Source organism: Paenibacillus solani, from assembly GCF_050475945.1.
Taxonomy (GTDB): Bacteria; Bacillota; Bacilli; order Paenibacillales; family Paenibacillaceae; genus Paenibacillus_AQ; species Paenibacillus_AQ solani_A.
In genome coordinates this window covers 92,564-109,017 of record NZ_JBCMXJ010000018.1, presented here as the reverse complement: position 1 = coordinate 109,017, position 16,454 = coordinate 92,564, and the positions used below count along the sequence as shown (strand labels likewise).

At 47.6% G+C, this 16,454-nt stretch carries 14 protein-coding genes; 5 read left to right on the top strand and 9 right to left on the bottom strand.

Translation table 11 applies throughout. The features are described 5' to 3' along the window. Positions 1-5 precede the first annotated feature (5 nt). The 6 genes from ABEQ74_RS24030 to ABEQ74_RS24005 form a co-directional block, all read right to left on the bottom strand. Positions 6-830 (bottom strand): carbohydrate ABC transporter permease, encoded by an 825-nt coding sequence (locus ABEQ74_RS24030; protein WP_430124725.1) that lies wholly within the window; start codon positions 828-830, stop codon positions 6-8. 5 nt (positions 831-835) lie between these two features. Further along, entirely contained in the window at positions 836-1,780 is a 945-nt protein-coding gene (locus ABEQ74_RS24025) for a carbohydrate ABC transporter permease (RefSeq protein WP_430124724.1), read from the bottom strand. 186 nt (positions 1,781-1,966) lie between these two features. After that, positions 1,967-3,214, bottom strand: a complete 1,248-nt coding sequence (locus ABEQ74_RS24020; protein ID WP_430124723.1) for an ABC transporter substrate-binding protein — start codon at positions 3,212-3,214, stop codon at positions 1,967-1,969. Between the two features lie 173 nt (positions 3,215-3,387). Next, complete coding sequence (locus ABEQ74_RS24015; protein ID WP_430124722.1) at positions 3,388-4,941, bottom strand: response regulator transcription factor; 1,554 nt, start codon at positions 4,939-4,941, stop codon at positions 3,388-3,390. A 7-nt stretch (positions 4,942-4,948) separates the two neighbouring features. Then, on the bottom strand, positions 4,949-6,751 hold the full coding sequence (locus ABEQ74_RS24010) for a sensor histidine kinase (protein WP_430124720.1): 1,803 nt from the start codon (positions 6,749-6,751) through the stop codon (positions 4,949-4,951). A 43-nt stretch (positions 6,752-6,794) separates the two neighbouring features. Next, on the bottom strand, positions 6,795-7,547 hold the full coding sequence (locus tag ABEQ74_RS24005; protein ID WP_430124719.1) for a helix-turn-helix domain-containing protein: 753 nt from the start codon (positions 7,545-7,547) through the stop codon (positions 6,795-6,797). 111 nt (positions 7,548-7,658) lie between these two features. Between ABEQ74_RS24005 and ABEQ74_RS24000 the strand changes: the two genes are divergently transcribed. The 5 genes from ABEQ74_RS24000 (at position 7,659) to ABEQ74_RS23980 (ending at position 12,641) form a co-directional block, all read left to right on the top strand. After that, on the top strand, positions 7,659-9,947 hold the full coding sequence (locus tag ABEQ74_RS24000; RefSeq protein ID WP_430124718.1) for a glycoside hydrolase family 65 protein: 2,289 nt from the start codon (positions 7,659-7,661) through the stop codon (positions 9,945-9,947). A 44-nt stretch (positions 9,948-9,991) separates the two neighbouring features. Next, positions 9,992-10,669 (top strand): beta-phosphoglucomutase, encoded by a 678-nt coding sequence (gene pgmB, locus ABEQ74_RS23995; RefSeq protein WP_430124717.1) that lies wholly within the window; start codon positions 9,992-9,994, stop codon positions 10,667-10,669. Between the two features lie 164 nt (positions 10,670-10,833). Beyond that, the gene (locus tag ABEQ74_RS23990) at positions 10,834-11,796 is read left to right on the top strand and encodes a phosphotransferase enzyme family protein (protein WP_430124716.1); all 963 of its coding nucleotides are present in this window, start codon (positions 10,834-10,836) and stop codon (positions 11,794-11,796) included. Positions 11,797-11,821: 25 nt separating this feature from the next. Further along, positions 11,822-12,331, top strand: coding sequence for a hypothetical protein (locus ABEQ74_RS23985; protein ID WP_430124715.1), 510 nt, complete (start codon positions 11,822-11,824; stop codon positions 12,329-12,331). A gap of 28 nt (positions 12,332-12,359) precedes the next feature. Beyond that, entirely contained in the window at positions 12,360-12,641 is a 282-nt protein-coding gene (locus ABEQ74_RS23980; protein WP_430124714.1) for a hypothetical protein, read from the top strand. A 136-nt stretch (positions 12,642-12,777) separates the two neighbouring features. Here the strand turns inward: ABEQ74_RS23980 and ABEQ74_RS23975 are convergent, their stop codons facing one another. The 3 genes from ABEQ74_RS23975 to ABEQ74_RS23965 form a co-directional block, all read right to left on the bottom strand. Continuing rightward, on the bottom strand, positions 12,778-13,881 hold the full coding sequence (locus ABEQ74_RS23975) for a GIY-YIG nuclease family protein (RefSeq protein ID WP_430124713.1): 1,104 nt from the start codon (positions 13,879-13,881) through the stop codon (positions 12,778-12,780). Positions 13,882-14,554: 673 nt separating this feature from the next. Further along, the gene (locus ABEQ74_RS23970) at positions 14,555-15,574 is read right to left on the bottom strand and encodes a Gfo/Idh/MocA family protein (RefSeq protein WP_430124711.1); all 1,020 of its coding nucleotides are present in this window, start codon (positions 15,572-15,574) and stop codon (positions 14,555-14,557) included. Positions 15,575-15,600: 26 nt separating this feature from the next. After that, the gene (locus tag ABEQ74_RS23965) at positions 15,601-16,374 is read right to left on the bottom strand and encodes a sugar phosphate isomerase/epimerase family protein (RefSeq protein ID WP_430124710.1); all 774 of its coding nucleotides are present in this window, start codon (positions 16,372-16,374) and stop codon (positions 15,601-15,603) included. Positions 16,375-16,454 lie beyond the last annotated feature (80 nt).

Here is a 16,454-nt window from a genome sequence, read left to right as displayed (position 1 = left end):
CTATATCAACCTTTGACGCCTGCGTTCGATATTCCTTCGATATATTGACGCTGGAACAGGAAGAAGAACAGGATGATCGGCAGCGTGGACAGCACGACTCCGGCCATGATCATCGGCGTATTCTCGAAGAACATATCCTTCACGCTGTTCAGACCAACCACCAGCACATACATTTCCGGCGTATTCGCCAGTGTGCTCGGAACGAGATAACTATTCCATGTTCCGGCAAAAGCAAGAATGGACATCGTAATCAGCGATGAACGGGCCAGAGGGTATACGATCCGCCAGAAAGCGCCCATCTTCGTCAGGCCATCCATCCGCGCAGCCTCCAGGAACTCGTTCGGAACCGAAATGAAGAACTGGCGAAGCATGAAGATGTACAAGCCTTGATACAGGAACGGCACCGTCAATCCCCAGAACGTGTTCAGCCATCCGAGCTGTGCTACGTTCACATAAACCGGGATCAGGATCATATGGTACGGCACCATCATGGTGGCAACAACGATCCAGTAAATCAGGCCCTTACCCTTGAAGTTCAGCTTGGCCAGTGCAAAACCAGCCATCGGATTAATGATCAGGTTACCGATGACAACGGCACCGGTCATGATCACCGTATTCAGAAACCATCTCGGTACGTTGTACGCATCGTTGGTAAAGAAGATCTTGAAGTTCTCGAATGTCCAATTGGCCGGCGACGTCAGGGTGTTAACATGGCGCATCGGGATGACGGACGTATAGATCGTATAGAGAAAAGGAAGGGCGAATAAGAGCCCCAGGATGATCGTGCCGATGTACAGAAACAGCCGACCGTTATTCTTACGGGTCAACATTACTCTCACTCCTTTTCATCCAAGAATTTTTTTTGCAGGTACGTAATCAGCATGATGATCATGAAGAACAGCACCACCGCCGCGCTTCCGTAACCAATGTTCATGTAACGAATACCGTGCTGATAGAAATACGTAACGACCGTGCTGGTAGCACCAGCCGGTGAACCGAGTGCGCCATAACGGGATATCGCCGCAATCTGGTCATAGATCTGGAACCCGGCAATCGTTGATACCGACACGATAAAAAAGGTAATCGGTTTGAGGAACGGTACGGTAATGTAGCGGAATTTATTCCATTTGGACGCTCCGTCGATTTCGCCAGCTTCGTACAGATCCTTCGGAATTTCCTGCAGGCCCGACAAATACACAATCATGGTGAAGCCCGCTTGCTGGAAGATAAACAGAATACATACGAATAAGAGCGCATAATTAGTATCCGCAAACCATGTCACATTCCCGAAGCCCAATGCTCCGAAAAATTTGGTCAAGAAGGTGCCCTGCTTGAAGAGCATCATGAACACGGTCGTGATCGCGATCTGCGAGGTGATATACGGAATGAAGAATACCGTCCGGAATATCCCCTTGCCCTTCAGCTTCTGATTGACCAGGATCGCCAACAGCAGACCGAGCACGGTCTGTATCGGAATCGAGATCACCACAATCTCCAGGGAATGAAGCAGCGCCCGGAAGAATTCCTTATCTTGGAGAATGGTGACATAGTTTTCGAGGCCGATGAATTTCGCCTGGTCCAAGGCAGCAAAATTCGCATCCTGAAAACTTCTTACGAAAGACTGGATGAATGGATATAGAAACCACCACGCCCATAAAATCAAAAAGGGCAGCGTAAACAACCAGCCCAGCGTCTTATCGGAGTCTGCCAAGGAACGGAACCAGGATTGCCTGATCTTGTTTCCCTTCAAATCAGCGTGCTTGCTGCTGTAATCGGACATGAATTATCCCCCACTCCCATACTTAAAATAGATTGATTATGAAAATCCCCCCACAAAGTGGAATCTATGCGACGATGCTTATTCCAAATACTTTGCGGGTACCCCAAAAAACTTATAAATTCTACTATGTGAAAAAAGGCTCCCGCTCCCTGAGAACAAGGAGCGGGAGCGGGTGTAGCCTCTTTCTTATTTGAACTGGGCTTGAATATCATCGAGAATTTGCTGAGCCGTTTTACCGGAGCCGCCAAGAATCAAACCTTCCAATTCTTTTACGAGCTCATCTGTAAAGCGCTTGGTATCCGTTGGATAACCGTAGTCTGTGCTGTATTCCAGTGCAGGCTGCAGCGCCTTGAATTCAGGGTTCTTCTCAAAATACTGCTCAGACAACGAGGATACAGCTGGATTGAAGCCAAGCTCCATGAATGCAGTTTGCGTATCATCATTGGTCATGTTATAAGCAGCCTTCAGCGCAGCTTCCTTGTTCTTCGCGTCTTTCAGTACCATGTAAGCATCAGAGCTCATGGTGCTTCCGTTTGTTGTACCTTTTGGAACCGGAATTGCTACCATTTTCAGATCCGGATTCGCATCCTTCAAGTAACCTTTATACCAGTAACCACCTGTACTCATAGCACCTTGCTCATTGCTGAATACCTCGCCGTCCCAGCCGAAGCCGAGCGATTTTGGGGTTACGGCCAGTCCTTGGTCATACATATCGATAATCATTTCCAGCGCTTTCACGTTCTCTGGCGAGTTGATGGTCTCACCGTTGCCCCAGCCGCCGCCGAAGCTCTTCACATAGTTCGTGATATGGAAAGCATCCAGGTTTACGATAATGCCCTTCACATTGCCTTTGTTCAGCACTTTTGCTGCTTCAATAACTTCATCCCAAGTGGTTGGGTACTCGCCGAGACCGGCATCTTTCCACATTTGCTCATTGATAAAGAACATCGCCGGCATGTCGCTGTTCGGCACGCCGTATTGCTTGCCATCTACGTTCCAGATTTTCTTCGATGTATCCGGGAATCGGTTCATGTCCACACCAGTCGCTTGAACCAGGTCATCGATTGGAGAGAACAATCCTTTGTTGATGTACTCGTAAGCACCTTCGTTGGACATCTTAATGAAATCAGGTGCAACGCCAGCGGCAATTTCACCCGGAAGTGTGTTCCAGAACTGCTCACTGCTTGGATATTGTTTAATTTTCAGTTCGATCTCCGGATACTGCTCGGAGATGGTGTCTGCGGCTTTCTGATAAATCTCCAAATCCTGCGCCGTGCCCCAGAATCCGAAATTCACCGTAACTTTTTCCGCTTTGTCTCCAGAAGCTTTATCTGTATTGTCAGAGCTTTTACTGCCGCCGCAAGCGGATAAACTTACAACAAGCGCCAAACACAACACCAGCATGGCTGAAAACTTCTTGTTCATCTTACCCATGATGCTACCCCCCACGTTTCTTGTCGTTTTACCTTACATCTCCATGATAAAGAGCCGAGACAACAAAAAAAATTAATCAAATGATGATTAATTTTTTAAAATTGACTATTTTTTTATCCATATCTTGCACTGCCAAATTATTTTTATGAAATATCACACTTTTTTATCTAAAATCACACTTCTTCTTTCCTATACTGTTTAGGAGTAAAGCCCGTGTATTTCTGGAATACAATCGCAAAATGGGCCTGATTATTAAATCCCACCATCTCGGCAACGTCATAGATTTTGTAGCGGTAGTCCTTGAGAAGCACCTTTGCCTTCTCGATCCGGCGCTGGTTAATATAATCAAACAGTCCTTGCCCAACCTCTTGTTTAAATAATCGGCTAACATAATTCGGACTGACATGAAACAGCTCCCCGAACAATTTCAACGAGAGGCTCTCCGAGTAGTGCTCTTCTGTATATTCCATAATATTGCGCGTGAGCTGGCTGTATCCTTTAAGCTCCATATGGTTGCGAGTCTTAAAACGTTCCTCGAACATGTGCCGGTACATAGCTGACAGCTGCCCAAACTCATGGACCTCTTCAAATCCAGCTGCACCTTCGGGAATAGCCCCGCCTGGCGAATCTCCACTCTCTCCAATCATAAACAGCAGACCTTCATACACCTTGCGGACATCCTTCTCTTCCATGCATTCCTCTTGCTCAAGAAACTTCTCCCACCTGGACAGCAGCTCCATAAACAAGTCATTCGCTTCTTCCCTGAGTGCCGTCTTCATCTGGCTTAAGTAGGCATCCGCCTGTTTATAGACCTGTTCACCCTTCTGTTTCAGATGCTGATAATAAAATATGGACGTATCCGGATGGTAGAATTGATGGGATAACGCTTTGCCCGCCTGCTCATAGCCTGCCTTAATGCCGTCAAAATCGGCAAACCAGTCGCTAACGCCAAGGACGATATCGATGTTCACAAAGCGCTTCAGCGCCGCACTGATCATCTGAACTATTTTATTTACGCGAGTCAACGAGGCCAGCAGGCTTTTCAGCTCACTGTTGCTTATGAATACGGCACTGAGCTGCTCATCAAGCTGAAGATATTCAGCCTCCTTCTCTGTGGAAAGAATCTCGTTTACAATGTTCTGCACCGTATTTGGCAGGATCGACTCGGTTTCTTTGGTATACCTTTTGATAACCGTGCCGTAATTCTTGATTTTAAAAAGTAAAACATACATATTCCCTTCCTTTAAAGTTGTTTCAGACAGGTCATGGACATGACCGTGAAGGGCATCATATAGAATCTGCTCCCGCCTGTTGCCAACTGTTCCCGTTCCTATAGGGGCGGAAGCCTTCTGGCTTCCAAACTGTTCCCGGATGCTCTTCAGCATCGCTGTCAGCTCACGTTCGTTCATGTCAGGTTTGTGAAAATAATCAAATGCACCCAGCTTCAGCGCTTCCTTCACGTAGGCAATATCATCGAAGCTGCTTAACACGACTGTTTGAACCGGAATCTGCCGCTCCTTGATCGTCCGGAGCATCTCGAGCCCGTCCATCTTCGGCATTTTGATATCCAGCAGCACGACATCCGGCGCAGTCTCCGCTATCATGCGCAGTGCTTCTTCACCGTCACCCGCTTCACCCACAATCTCCACGCCTTGGGCTTCCCAGTCAATCGCCGATTTAATTCCGATCCGAACCAGCGGCTCGTCATCTATAATAAGTATTCGCACTTGCTGATCACCCTGTTTCTTCTGTGATGATTGGAACCCGAAGCCAGGCCACCGTTCCGCCGTGCTCTCCCCTCTGGATCCTCAAGCCATATTCCGGCCCGAAATGAAGGGAGATCCGGTTACGTATATTGTTCAGTCCGATCGAATTGAAGGCATCCTGTGGACCGTCCTGCTCCGTCTTCGCTTGTCCGCCCTCCGGAAACCCGCGCCCGTTGTCGCTTACTTTCATGATCAACGCATCCGACTCCTCATAAATGGATATGACCAGGATGCCCTTGTAATCGATCCCTTCAAAACCATGGAAGACCGCATTCTCCACAATGGGCTGAAGCAGAAACTTCAGGGTCCTATGATTCATTACGGCAGGATCGATCTCGTACGTGACATCAAATTTATTAAAATAGCGGAAATCGAGAATTTTCGTATAGTTCTCCATGAATTCGACTTCCTCAGCAATGGTCACGAAGTCGCCTTCCTTCTTCACTGTAAACTTGATAACCGAAGAGAAGGCCTGCAGCGCTTCTTCAATGCCCGTTGCCCCCTGAATCTTGGCCATCCACTTGATCACATTCAGCGTGTTATATATAAAATGCGGACGAATCTGCGACTGGAGCGCATTCATCTCGAGGGTTCGTTTCTCCTCTTCTTCCACATAGATACGTTCAATTAAATCACGAATTTCTTGCAGCATCTGATCCACCGTATTGCTGATCACGCCGATTTCGCCTCGATCCTTCGTATCGAAGCTAACGTCAAGCTGACCCTGAGAGACAAGCTTCATTTTACTATTCAGCACGGACAGCGGCTTCATGATCGTAGTCGCAATCCGAGCAGATATCAGGATGGACAGCACGAGCAGCAGAATCAATGCACCGATCAGGATGGACACCATCAGGTATACGATGGAGAACAGATCCTTCTTGGGAATGACCGTCACCGCCTTCCAATTCGCCATCGAAGAGGAAGATGAAATCATATAGGTATCCCGATTGATCTGCGTGTTCACTTGGCCGTCTGCACTGTATTGAATATCACTCCCCAATACCTCGAACGCCGGCCGCCCAATTTCCTCAGGATGGATGCTGTGCACAATATGATCCGCTTCATCGATCAGATAGAATTTCGTGTTCTCTGAAAATGCCGTGTCGCTCCATAATGTCTTCAGCTTATCAACCGAAATGTTAAAGAGAATAAAACCAAGATCCTCTTTCGTATACGGATCCATAATCGCCCTTCCAACAGACACGACCGGGATACCCTTCGTTGACAGCAACCGCTCCTGATGAATACCTACAGGAACTAAGCGTCCATAAGCTTCTCTGATCTTTTGAACGAAAGGCTCACGGGTAAACTGCTCCTTGAAATAGAAAAAGTTCATGTATTCCCTGTTGCTTCGGCCAATGATCGACTGGCTGTTCTCGTGATAGATGACAACGGAGTCTATCAAGTCCGAATAAAGCATGACCCCGCTCTGAATCAAGCCATTCACTTTATCAAAATCCTGCCCCCGCTCAAGCAGTGGATAGGCCACCTTACTATAGTCCTTGCGCATGATCGGGTATACCGTTGCATCCTGAATCGGGAACATGGACAGCCGTGTAAGCGGCTGAAGGGAGGTATCGATATTCTTAATGATTTGCTTGTTATTCTCCACCGCAGCCTCAATCATGGTATTCCGGTTATTCTCCACGTACACCCAGGATACGATGCCGCCGATCAGAAGGAGGGGAACGATGATAAAGGCGGAGAATGCTGCGATCAGTTTCTTCTCCAGAGTTAAGTGAAGCATTTTCTGCTTTAGTTTCTTCATGGGCCGCGTCTCTCTTCTTGTTGTTCATTATGTGATCTTTACTTTATCGCGCTGTACCGCTAATCCGAAATTTTCTCGGCGTCATTCCCGTAAAATTCTTGAATACTTGCGTATAATAGCTCTGGCTGCAGAATTTGAACGTAAACGCGATTTCGGATATCGACTGGTTTGTATTGGCCAGCAAATGCTTGGATTCCTCAATCTTCCGCCGATTAATAAAAGTGGTTATCGCCTCACCCGTCTCCCGCTTAAAGCGATCGGATAGATAGCTCGGGTGGACTTTCAAATATTCAGCAACCCCCTGCAAGGTCAGCTCCTCGAAAATATGCTCCCTAATGTAATATATCGCCAGATTCACGATATGAGAGAAAGATATGTCTTCCTTCTCTGAGCGAATCATCGACACAAACTGTACCAGCATTTCATATTCAAAATGGACCAGCCGCTCTACATCGGTCATTTTCTCAATCTCAAGGATTAGCGTATCACTTAAATGAAAGGCAATCTCCGGATCCACGCCGCCCCTGATGATCGCCCGGGTGAATAAAGTGCAAGAAGCAATCAAGGCGTTCTTCTTCGATCGCAGCGGATACGTTGCAAGCACAGCCGCTTCCAGCTCGTTAATCTTGCGCAGCATGTCCATCGCTCTATTCTCATCGCCGAAACGGATTGCTTCCAGCAGTTCGTGCTCATAGTCGAACGGGGGATGTATAAAATTCTCGCGCAAATAATGCATGCGGGAAGACAGATAAAACGGTTGGTTTCCATAGCTTCCCGAGCGTGCGGGCTCTTTCATTATTTACACACCACCTAAAAATATTGATAAAAACCTTGTTATTTTAGTATAACATAACCCCGATTGGTTCTAAAATTCAAGCATAACCATGCTAGGAAGGAAGTGTAGACCATGACCTGGATGATATCAAATCCTGATTTGTCGCAGCAAGCCTTGCTGAATATGGAAAGTATTTTTGCACTCGGAAACGGTTACTTGGGTGTGCGCGGCAACTTCGAAGAAGGTTACGGAGAGAGCATGTCCACCATTCGCGGTACCTATCTGAACGCTTTCCACGACGTTATTGACATTCCTTACGGCGAGAAGCTCTTCGCCTTTCCCGATACACAGCAAAAACTCGTTAACAATATTGATGCCCAAACGGTCCTGATCTATTTAGGAGATGAGAAGGAGCCTTTCCGCCTTGATCACGGTACGATCATTTCACATGAACGCCGCTTGCATATGGATAAGGGGTATTCCGAACGAATCATTCAGTGGAAATCCCCCGAAGGCAAAGAGATCAAGCTGACCTTCCGCCGCCTGGTATCTTTCGCGCGCCGGGAGCTGTTTGCCATCTATGTACAAATAGAGCCGATCAATTTCAACGGCCAGGTACGCATCGTCTCCACCGTGAACGGCAAAGTGAAAAACTACACCAATGCTAATGATCCACGGGTAGGAGCAGGCCACGCGGAACGGATGACCGTCATCGATGCTGGCGTGAAGGGCGATGATGCCTATGTCGTCGACGAGACGATGGCCTCCCAGCTGCGTGCGGCTTGCGTGACACGTCACCGCTTGGATGTTGATGCCGACATTCAGCTCGAGGCCGGAACCGGAGAAGTCACGTTTACGGCTGCCCTTCCATTGACTGGACCGATCCAGTTTACGAAATACAATCTGTATACCGACAGTCTTCGTCACGGTCAGGACATGATCGATCACGGCATTCAGTTGCAGGAAGAGTTGAAGGATACTTCGTTCGAGGACTTGCTTGCCGAGCAAGCTGAGTACCTGAACGACTACTGGAAATCTGCCGATGTGGTAATTCAGAACGATGACCAGCTCCAAGAAGGCATCCGCTTCAATCTATTCCAGCTGCTGCAATCCGCGGGCCGTGACAAGCACAGCAACATTTCTGCCAAAGGTCTGAGCGGCGAAGGCTATGAAGGCCATTATTTCTGGGACACGGAGATTTACATGTTCCCTGTATTTCTGATGACACAGCCGGACATTGCACGCCAGCTGCTGCTGTATCGCTATTCCACATTGGAGCAAGCGAGAGACAGAGCGCGGGAAATGGGACACCGCCAAGGCGCTCTGTTCCCGTGGCGCACGATATCGGGGACGGAATGCTCCTCCTTCTTCCCTTCGGGAACGGCGCAATACCATATCAGCGCAGACATCGCTTACAGCTATATCCAGTATTATCTCGCCGAGCAGGACCGGGATTTCCTCTTGTCCTACGGGGCCGAGGTGTTGATCGAAACCGCCCGCCTGTGGGCTGATATCGGCCACTATTATAATGGCGCCTTCCATATCGATGAGGTGACAGGGCCGGATGAATATACCTGCTGCGTGAACAACAACTATTACACCAATGTCATGGCGAAGCATAACCTGAAGTGGGCTGCCAAGAGCTGCTCCATTCTGGAATCCTACGATGCGCAAGGCTTCAAATCCCTGTGTGACCGACTTGGCGTAACCGCGGATGAAATTTCAGCTTGGGCGAAAGCCGCCGATGCCATGCTGCTGCCATACGATGAAGCACTCGGCATTAACCCGCAGGATGATACATTCCTCCGCAAAGCGGTATGGGATTTCGAGAATACGCCGGAGGATAAATATCCGCTGCTGCTGAACTATCATCCGCTCACCATTTACCGCTATCAGGTATGTAAACAAGCGGATACAGTGCTCGCTCACTTCCTGCTGGAAGATGAGCAAAGCTTCGAAACGATTCAGCGCTCCTATGACTATTATGAAGGTATCACAACGCATGACTCGTCCCTGTCCTCCTGCATCTTCAGCATCATGGCCTCGAAGATTGGCAATATGGACAAAGCTTATGAATATTTCATCGAGACAGCACGCCTTGACCTGGACAATACGCACGGCAATACGAAAGACGGCCTGCATATGGCCAACATGGGCGGTACCTGGATGTCGATCGTCTACGGCTTTGCCGGCATGCGTCTGAAAGAAAGCGGACTTTCCCTCTCCCCTGCCATTCCGAAGGACTGGGAGAAGTATGCATTCCGCCTCAACTTCCGCGGCCGCCTCATCGGCGTATCCATCGAGAAGGACGGCGTGACCCTAGAAATCGTAGAAGGCGAATCCATCGAGATCAAGCTGTACGACGAAGTAGTTAAGCTTGAAGCCGGGAAGCCCGTGAAGCATTCGCTTCAAAACAAATAATAAGGCTTAGGCTGTCTGATATCGCAAAAAGGAGCCATAAGAACATGAACGAAACAAGCAAGCTGAAGGCCGTTATCTTTGACCTGGACGGCGTCATTACCGATACTGCGGAGTATCATTATCAGGCATGGAAAGCCACGGCAACCGAGCTTGGCATCCCCTTCACCCGTGAATTCAATGAGAACCTCAAGGGAGTATCTCGCATGGATTCTCTGAAGCTGCTGCTCAGCCAAGCAGAGAAGCCCGTCAACTATTCGGATGAAGAGCTGGTACAGCTGGCTGACCGCAAAAACAAGCTGTACGTGGAGCTGATTGAAACGATTACGCCAGCCGACCTGCTGCCAGGAATTACGAAATTTGTGGCAGACATCCGGTCGGCCGGCCTGAAGACCGGAATCGCGTCCGCCAGCAAGAACGCCATTGCGGTGCTTACACGGCTTGGCGTAATGGACCAGTTCGACGTGATAGTCGATGTAAACAAGCTGAAGAACAGCAAGCCCGACCCCGAGATCTTCCTCACCGCTGCCGCGCAGCTCGGCGTAGAGCCTGCCGACTGCATCGGGGTGGAAGATGCCGCATCGGGCGTTGATGCCATCAAGGGCGCCGGCATGTTCGCCGTGGCCATCGGCAACGCCGCGCACTTCCCGCATGCGGATGTCGTGCTGCCCGGCACGGCAGAGCTGAATTTCCGTGAGCTCGCGCAGACGTTCGAAGGTAAATAGAAGTGAAGGGGTGCTCTTAAGCGAGCACCCTTTTTCTTTTGCCTTTCCTTTTTTTGCAACCACCTATGATCTTCGTTAGACTGTAATTGTTGGTAAATACTCGTAACTTATCCGGTATGCAAACATAAGATTTCATATCGAGAATACGATAAAGGGGACTTTCCATGGAACAGGCTGTCTTGGATCAAGGCGCCGAACGATTCGGCCGAGGTTCGTACTCGCTGCAATTGCTCGGAGGATTCGATCAGAATGTATTTGAATACATCGGTGAAGGCGGGCACCGCTTCGTGATTAAATTCTTGGATGCAGCCAAATATCGCAAAGCCTCGATCATCCGCGAGCTAACGTGGATGGCCTATCTTAAGGAGCAGGGGCTAAACTTGGCGGAGTCGATTCGATCCGCTCAGGATCTTCTGATTGAAGAAGTAACTCACGATTCCAAGCAATATTATGTCATTGCTTTTACAAAGGCTCCCGGCAGTCCATTAACGGATTTGGCAGCGGATTATGCCATGATTAAGCAGTGGGGACGCGGGATGGGCCGGATGCATATACTCGGCAAAAAGGATTCCCACGCTGCTTCGCTTGTGCACCGAATGGCTTTTCCTCAGTGGAATGACCACGTCATGTTTACGGATGCGTTCCCGGAGGCGGCTGGTGAACAGGTACACACTCAGTGGAAGCAGTATCTTAAGGAATTAGAGTCCCTCCCGCAAGATCAGGAAGGCTACGGCATTGTCCACAATGATCTTCATCATAATAATTTTCATGTACATAATGGGAAGATTATCTTTTTCGATTTTGGGGATGTCTCGTACCATTGGTTCGCCTACGATATTGCTATTGCCATCTATCATGCGGTACAGACCGTACCTGAAAGCGGAAAAGCTGAATTTGTTGCCAGATTTTTCGATTCGTTCTTATCCGGCTATCTACAAGAAAACACGCTAAGCGAGGAATGGATCCAGCGGATACCGTTATTCATCGACTTTCGCAATATTTATTCCTTTGTCTACTTCACCAAATTCGTCAATTGGAATGAGATGAACGAGCGCACCCGGAATTATCTCTTAGGGATGAAAGCTGATATTGAGGCAGGTAAATCCGTTGTAACGCTATCTATTTAATTTTAAGAAGGAAGAGTACTTCGCTATGAAACCAAAATCTACATATATCCGCCGCTTCGGCTATTTGGGACTGGGAATCCTGCTCTCGGTCATTATTCTATACCTGCTGTTCCTTCGTCCAACTCCTATTAAGGTCGGTGGGTTTACATCCTATACGGGCGAAAACACCATCATCTTTGAGGCGATCAATAAGGGCTTCACCGATGTAAAGCTGCTGGAAGTGCGGGTGAACAAGGGCAATAAGCCGACCAGAGCTGAGCTGGGCGTCAGTTATTCCCTGCATCTGGTCGGCGGCGGCGGCCTTGATGAAGATCCTGATATTGAATTCGTGGATATTCAGAAGCAGCCATTGAAGCCTGAGCTTACACCAGATGAGAAGAGAGCCGCGCTCAATCAGGGTGTTCGCACTCCCCTCAATTATGGCGTCCGTCTATATAACGAAACGCCGATCCGGCAGATTGAAGTAAAATATACATATTGGGGTATTACGTTTACGAGGGAGATGCCGATGGGGCGATTTTTTGATAGTGATTAAGGTACCGAGGTGAATGGAGGTTCTAAACATGGAGAAGATCCATATTGAGCGTATTATCGCTCTAGTAACTTTTGCAATCACTGTTGTACTAGTAATCATAGATGGCTTTTTTCTGCATTACGGTTCTCCCTTTGACGGATATGGTCTAGCTTCCACATTCGTACTGCCTCCGATAGGGTGTATCGCTTCTGTTATATCTGTGAAGAAAACCGGTTCAAAGTTAGATGTCGCCTTGATACTCATGAACGTCTTTGCATTTTTCTCGATTTTTCTGTACATGTTTTTGGGTACGATGTTCATGGGTAGTTAGGGTGAACTAAAGCTATTTCCCTATCTGGAATTTCACAGATAAACAAACACAAAAAGACGTCCCTTTATCACTCAGGAACGTCTTGTTATGAAGATATCCAATTTAATATTTTCTGATTTTTCCACCAAACTCTCAATTAAGATGACACCATATCAGTATTAAAAAAATCCTTCAGTGCAGCCTCCATATCAGGCTCCCCGTCATCTTTGGTCCATGAATCCTGAATAAGAAGATAGCGGCAGGCGCTGCTCTGCAAATAGCTGTAGATGATTTGTGCCGTATCGATATCTTCCCGGGTAATCTCGGCAGCATCGTATTCTACATCCTTCGTGAAATAACTGAGGATCAAGGCTTTGACCCTCTTCCTCAGCGATTCCATGTCCACTGTGGCAGCCACAGAACATCGCTCGCTGTGCAGCACAACGTTGCCCTTAATCAGAAATAACTTGATGGTATCATCGTCTAAATATTCGTAGACAACGATGCTTTGATTCTCTTCGGCGAACTCGATCACATGCTGTTTACTTAAGAGCAAATTCACTGCATTCATGCCGTCCCTGTATTTAGCCGCCTGTTCAAAATCGAAACACTCTGCGGCGCCGAGCATGTTGTGCTCCATTTGATCATACAAACTTCGGTCTTCCCCTTGAAGCAGAGCAATGAATTGATCCATGACTTCATCAAATTGACGAGCGGCGTCGCCCCCAAGACACTTGCCAAGGCAGAAGCCTATCGAGTAATTCAAGCAGGGGGTATTTGTCGTAGTGGCAGGTGTATAGTTGCAGGCGATTTTACAGCATTCTTTAATCTTTTGCACGGCTTGTTCAAGACTATTTCTGCCGGCTGTGTATGGACCAAAAAAATGAGAGCGATCGGGACTACCTTCATCCAGTGTATCTGTAACTTCCAGCCACCGCCAATCTCGCTTTTGCCGTAACACAATATAATGATAACCTAGCGGATTCTTCATTTTACGGTTGTACATCGGCTTTATATCCTGAATGAGTCTGCATTCCAGCATGAAAGCCTCAAACTCCGTGTCAGTGACGATATATTCCAGGTCCTTCACATGCTGAACCAGTCTCTTCACTTTTGGGGAGTGCGATTTATTGTTGTAAAAATACGACTGTACTCTCTTCTTGAGACTTTTGGATTTGCCAACATAAATAACCGTTCCCCGCGAATCTTTCATAAGATATACGCCCGGCGACAGCGGCAGCTCTTGTATTTTTGTTTTCATTTTAACTGTCGATCCTCTCAACGAATCTACCAAACATGGCGTTTTCCGTTTTCGTTCCATTCAAAGATATCATATGCACAACAAAAAGCACCACAATCACCCGCTGATCCAGCTCGATGAATGTGATGCTTCTATTACCCGACAAATTGAGTACTCAAACTCAAAATCATGTTACGCTCTCTCATGATCCGTTTTTCTTAATTACCTATCTATATTCTCAGGTGACTTCCTTGAACCTTCAACTAATAATTCCTTCAAATTTTCCACTTCATTTTTTAATGTATTTATATCCGATTTCAAACCGGAATTTTAATTCCTTCGCTTACAATCAGATAAATGATTAAATAATTGACTACTAATAAGAGTAACATAAATATCAGTCCATCTAAACCAACACTAGTTAAATACATGAAATATCAGTCCCCTCTCCTTGTGTTGCTCACATCTCCTAAATTATAGCAAAATATGCATTGCGGGAGGGCGATTATGTACAAAATACGATGAATGCCGAACTCATATATTATTGAACAAGATATATAAGTTCCGTAGACGGATCAGCCACGACAGAGCAGTCCATCACTATTAAGAATTGTATTCCGGAATTTGTTTTAGACTATCCCCATACAACAAAAAGGGAAGCCGTACGTATACGGCTTCCCTTTAAACTCATCTATTACAACTTCACAATTTTGCCTGTATCTTGGGATTCGAATGCACCCAGGATGACATTCAAGGAGCGCAGGCCTTCCTCACCGGAAATGCTAGGAGGCGTGCTTGTCATAATGGATTCGACAAAAGCGTCGATGACGCCACTCGGAACCTGCTTCTCGTTCGTAGCCATGGCACCAACCTTGTAGGTTTCTACCGTACCGTCCGTCAGCTCCACGATTACCTCGTCGCCGTTCACAGTACCAATCTGCATGGCACCTTTCTCGCACCATAATACCGTACCGTTATCGCCTGCTCTGTAATGCGTCCAGCTTGCCATCAGCGTACCTACCGCGCCGCTCTTCATGCGAACGATGCATGTTGCGTTGTCGTCTACGTCAGTTCCCTCTTTATGAACTGTACTGATGAAACCGGCCACTTCTACGATTTCATCGTTCAGCAAATAACGAATAAAGTCTGATTTATGAACGCCTAGATCTCCCATAGCGCCCATAATCGCTTCTTCCTTACGGAAGAACCAGCTGTCCCGGCCATCCAAGCTCCAGCCCTCCGGACCGCCATGACCAAAGGATGTACGGAAAGTAAGAACCTTTCCGAGCTTGCCGGAATCCAGAATTTCCTTCGCTTTCACGTGCGGAGGCATCAGGCGCTGATTGTGTCCTACCATCAGATAAACGCCATTTTTGCGGGCTGCCTCGATCATTTGCTCCCCTTCTTCAGCCGTTGTTGCCATCGGCTTCTCAACCAGCACATGAAGGCCGGCATTCGCTGCTGCAATAGTCATTGGAGCATGCAGATAGTTCGGCGTACACACGCTAACAGCGTCCAGTTTCTCATTTTTCAACAATTCTGCGTAATCCGCATAGGCTTTACCGCCATACTGGGCAGCCATTTCTTCTGCGCGCTCCTTCACCGGATCGGCAAAGGCAACCAGTTCTACGTTAGCATTGTTTGCATACTCAGGGATATGTCTACGCTGGGCGATAGCGCCGCAGCCAAATACAGCCACTTTAATTTTGCTCATGGATAATCTCCTTTATTGTTGAATTATTAGAATTGGTTCAGGTAATTCTGCTTCAGCCAGTTCATGCTGTTCTCCACGCTTTGCAGCGGTGGGTTCTGGCATACATCCTGCTCCACGATCAGCCATTCCGTACCTGCATCAGATGCAGCCTGAATGACGCCTGGCAGATCAACCGAGCCTTGGCTCAGTTCCAATGTCTTCATGTTGCCCTCAGCATCCTTGCTGAAATCCTTCAGGTGAAGCAGCGGCAGCCGTCCTGCATATTTCGGAATGTAGGCAAGCGGATCTTGTCCGGCAAATTGTACCCAGCATACGTCCATCTCAACTTGTACAGCTTCCGGAGTTGTCGCGGAATACATCGCATCAAATACGAACTGACCATCCACATCGGCTTCAAATTCAAATGCATGATTATGGTAACCAAAAATCAATCCCTGCTTGCGAGCTTCAACTCCTACTTCCTGCAGGAACGAGAAAAGGTTCTTCCAATCTTCCGCATCTTTACGGTCCTCTTCTGCAACATAAGGGCACATCATATATTTAGCGCCAATGGTTTTCAGGTAGTCGATCTCCTTTTGCAGATCAGCACGAAGAAGATGCAGGCCTACGTGGCTGCCAATCGCCTTCAGACCAAGCTCTTGAAGAAGCGTTTTCATTTCCTCGGCTGGAATGTCTCCATAACCTGCAAATTCGACTCCTTCATAACCCAGTTCAGCCACTTTGCGAAGCGTGCCACGGAAATCCTGTGCCGTCTCATCGCGCAATGTATACATCTGCAAACCAATATTCATTCTTCTCATTATAGCGCACCTCGATTCAAAAAATGAGTTATTGCTCTATCTGCTACTATCATACATGCGAATAGGCTAAAATGAACATA

Bases quoted from the DNA above. Each gene is read 5' to 3' on its own strand.
- ABEQ74_RS23965 (WP_430124710.1), bottom strand. From the start codon at position 16,374: ATGAGAAGAATGAATATTGGTTTGCAGATGTATACATTGCGCGATGAG.
- ABEQ74_RS24030 (WP_430124725.1), bottom strand. From the start codon at position 830: ATGTTGACCCGTAAGAATAACGGTCGGCTGTTTCTGTACATCGGCACG.
- ABEQ74_RS24005 (WP_430124719.1), bottom strand. From the start codon at position 7,547: ATGAAAGAGCCCGCACGCTCGGGAAGCTATGGAAACCAACCGTTTTAT.
- ABEQ74_RS23990 (WP_430124716.1), top strand. From the start codon at position 10,834: ATGGAACAGGCTGTCTTGGATCAAGGCGCCGAACGATTCGGCCGAGGT.
- pgmB (WP_430124717.1), top strand. From the start codon at position 9,992: ATGAACGAAACAAGCAAGCTGAAGGCCGTTATCTTTGACCTGGACGGC.
- ABEQ74_RS24025 (WP_430124724.1), bottom strand. From the start codon at position 1,780: ATGTCCGATTACAGCAGCAAGCACGCTGATTTGAAGGGAAACAAGATC.
- ABEQ74_RS24010 (WP_430124720.1), bottom strand. From the start codon at position 6,751: ATGAAGAAACTAAAGCAGAAAATGCTTCACTTAACTCTGGAGAAGAAA.
- ABEQ74_RS23980 (WP_430124714.1), top strand. From the start codon at position 12,360: ATGGAGAAGATCCATATTGAGCGTATTATCGCTCTAGTAACTTTTGCA.
- ABEQ74_RS23985 (WP_430124715.1), top strand. From the start codon at position 11,822: ATGAAACCAAAATCTACATATATCCGCCGCTTCGGCTATTTGGGACTG.
- ABEQ74_RS24000 (WP_430124718.1), top strand. From the start codon at position 7,659: ATGACCTGGATGATATCAAATCCTGATTTGTCGCAGCAAGCCTTGCTG.
- ABEQ74_RS23970 (WP_430124711.1), bottom strand. From the start codon at position 15,574: ATGAGCAAAATTAAAGTGGCTGTATTTGGCTGCGGCGCTATCGCCCAG.
- ABEQ74_RS24020 (WP_430124723.1), bottom strand. From the start codon at position 3,214: ATGGGTAAGATGAACAAGAAGTTTTCAGCCATGCTGGTGTTGTGTTTG.
- ABEQ74_RS23975 (WP_430124713.1), bottom strand. From the start codon at position 13,881: ATGAAAACAAAAATACAAGAGCTGCCGCTGTCGCCGGGCGTATATCTT.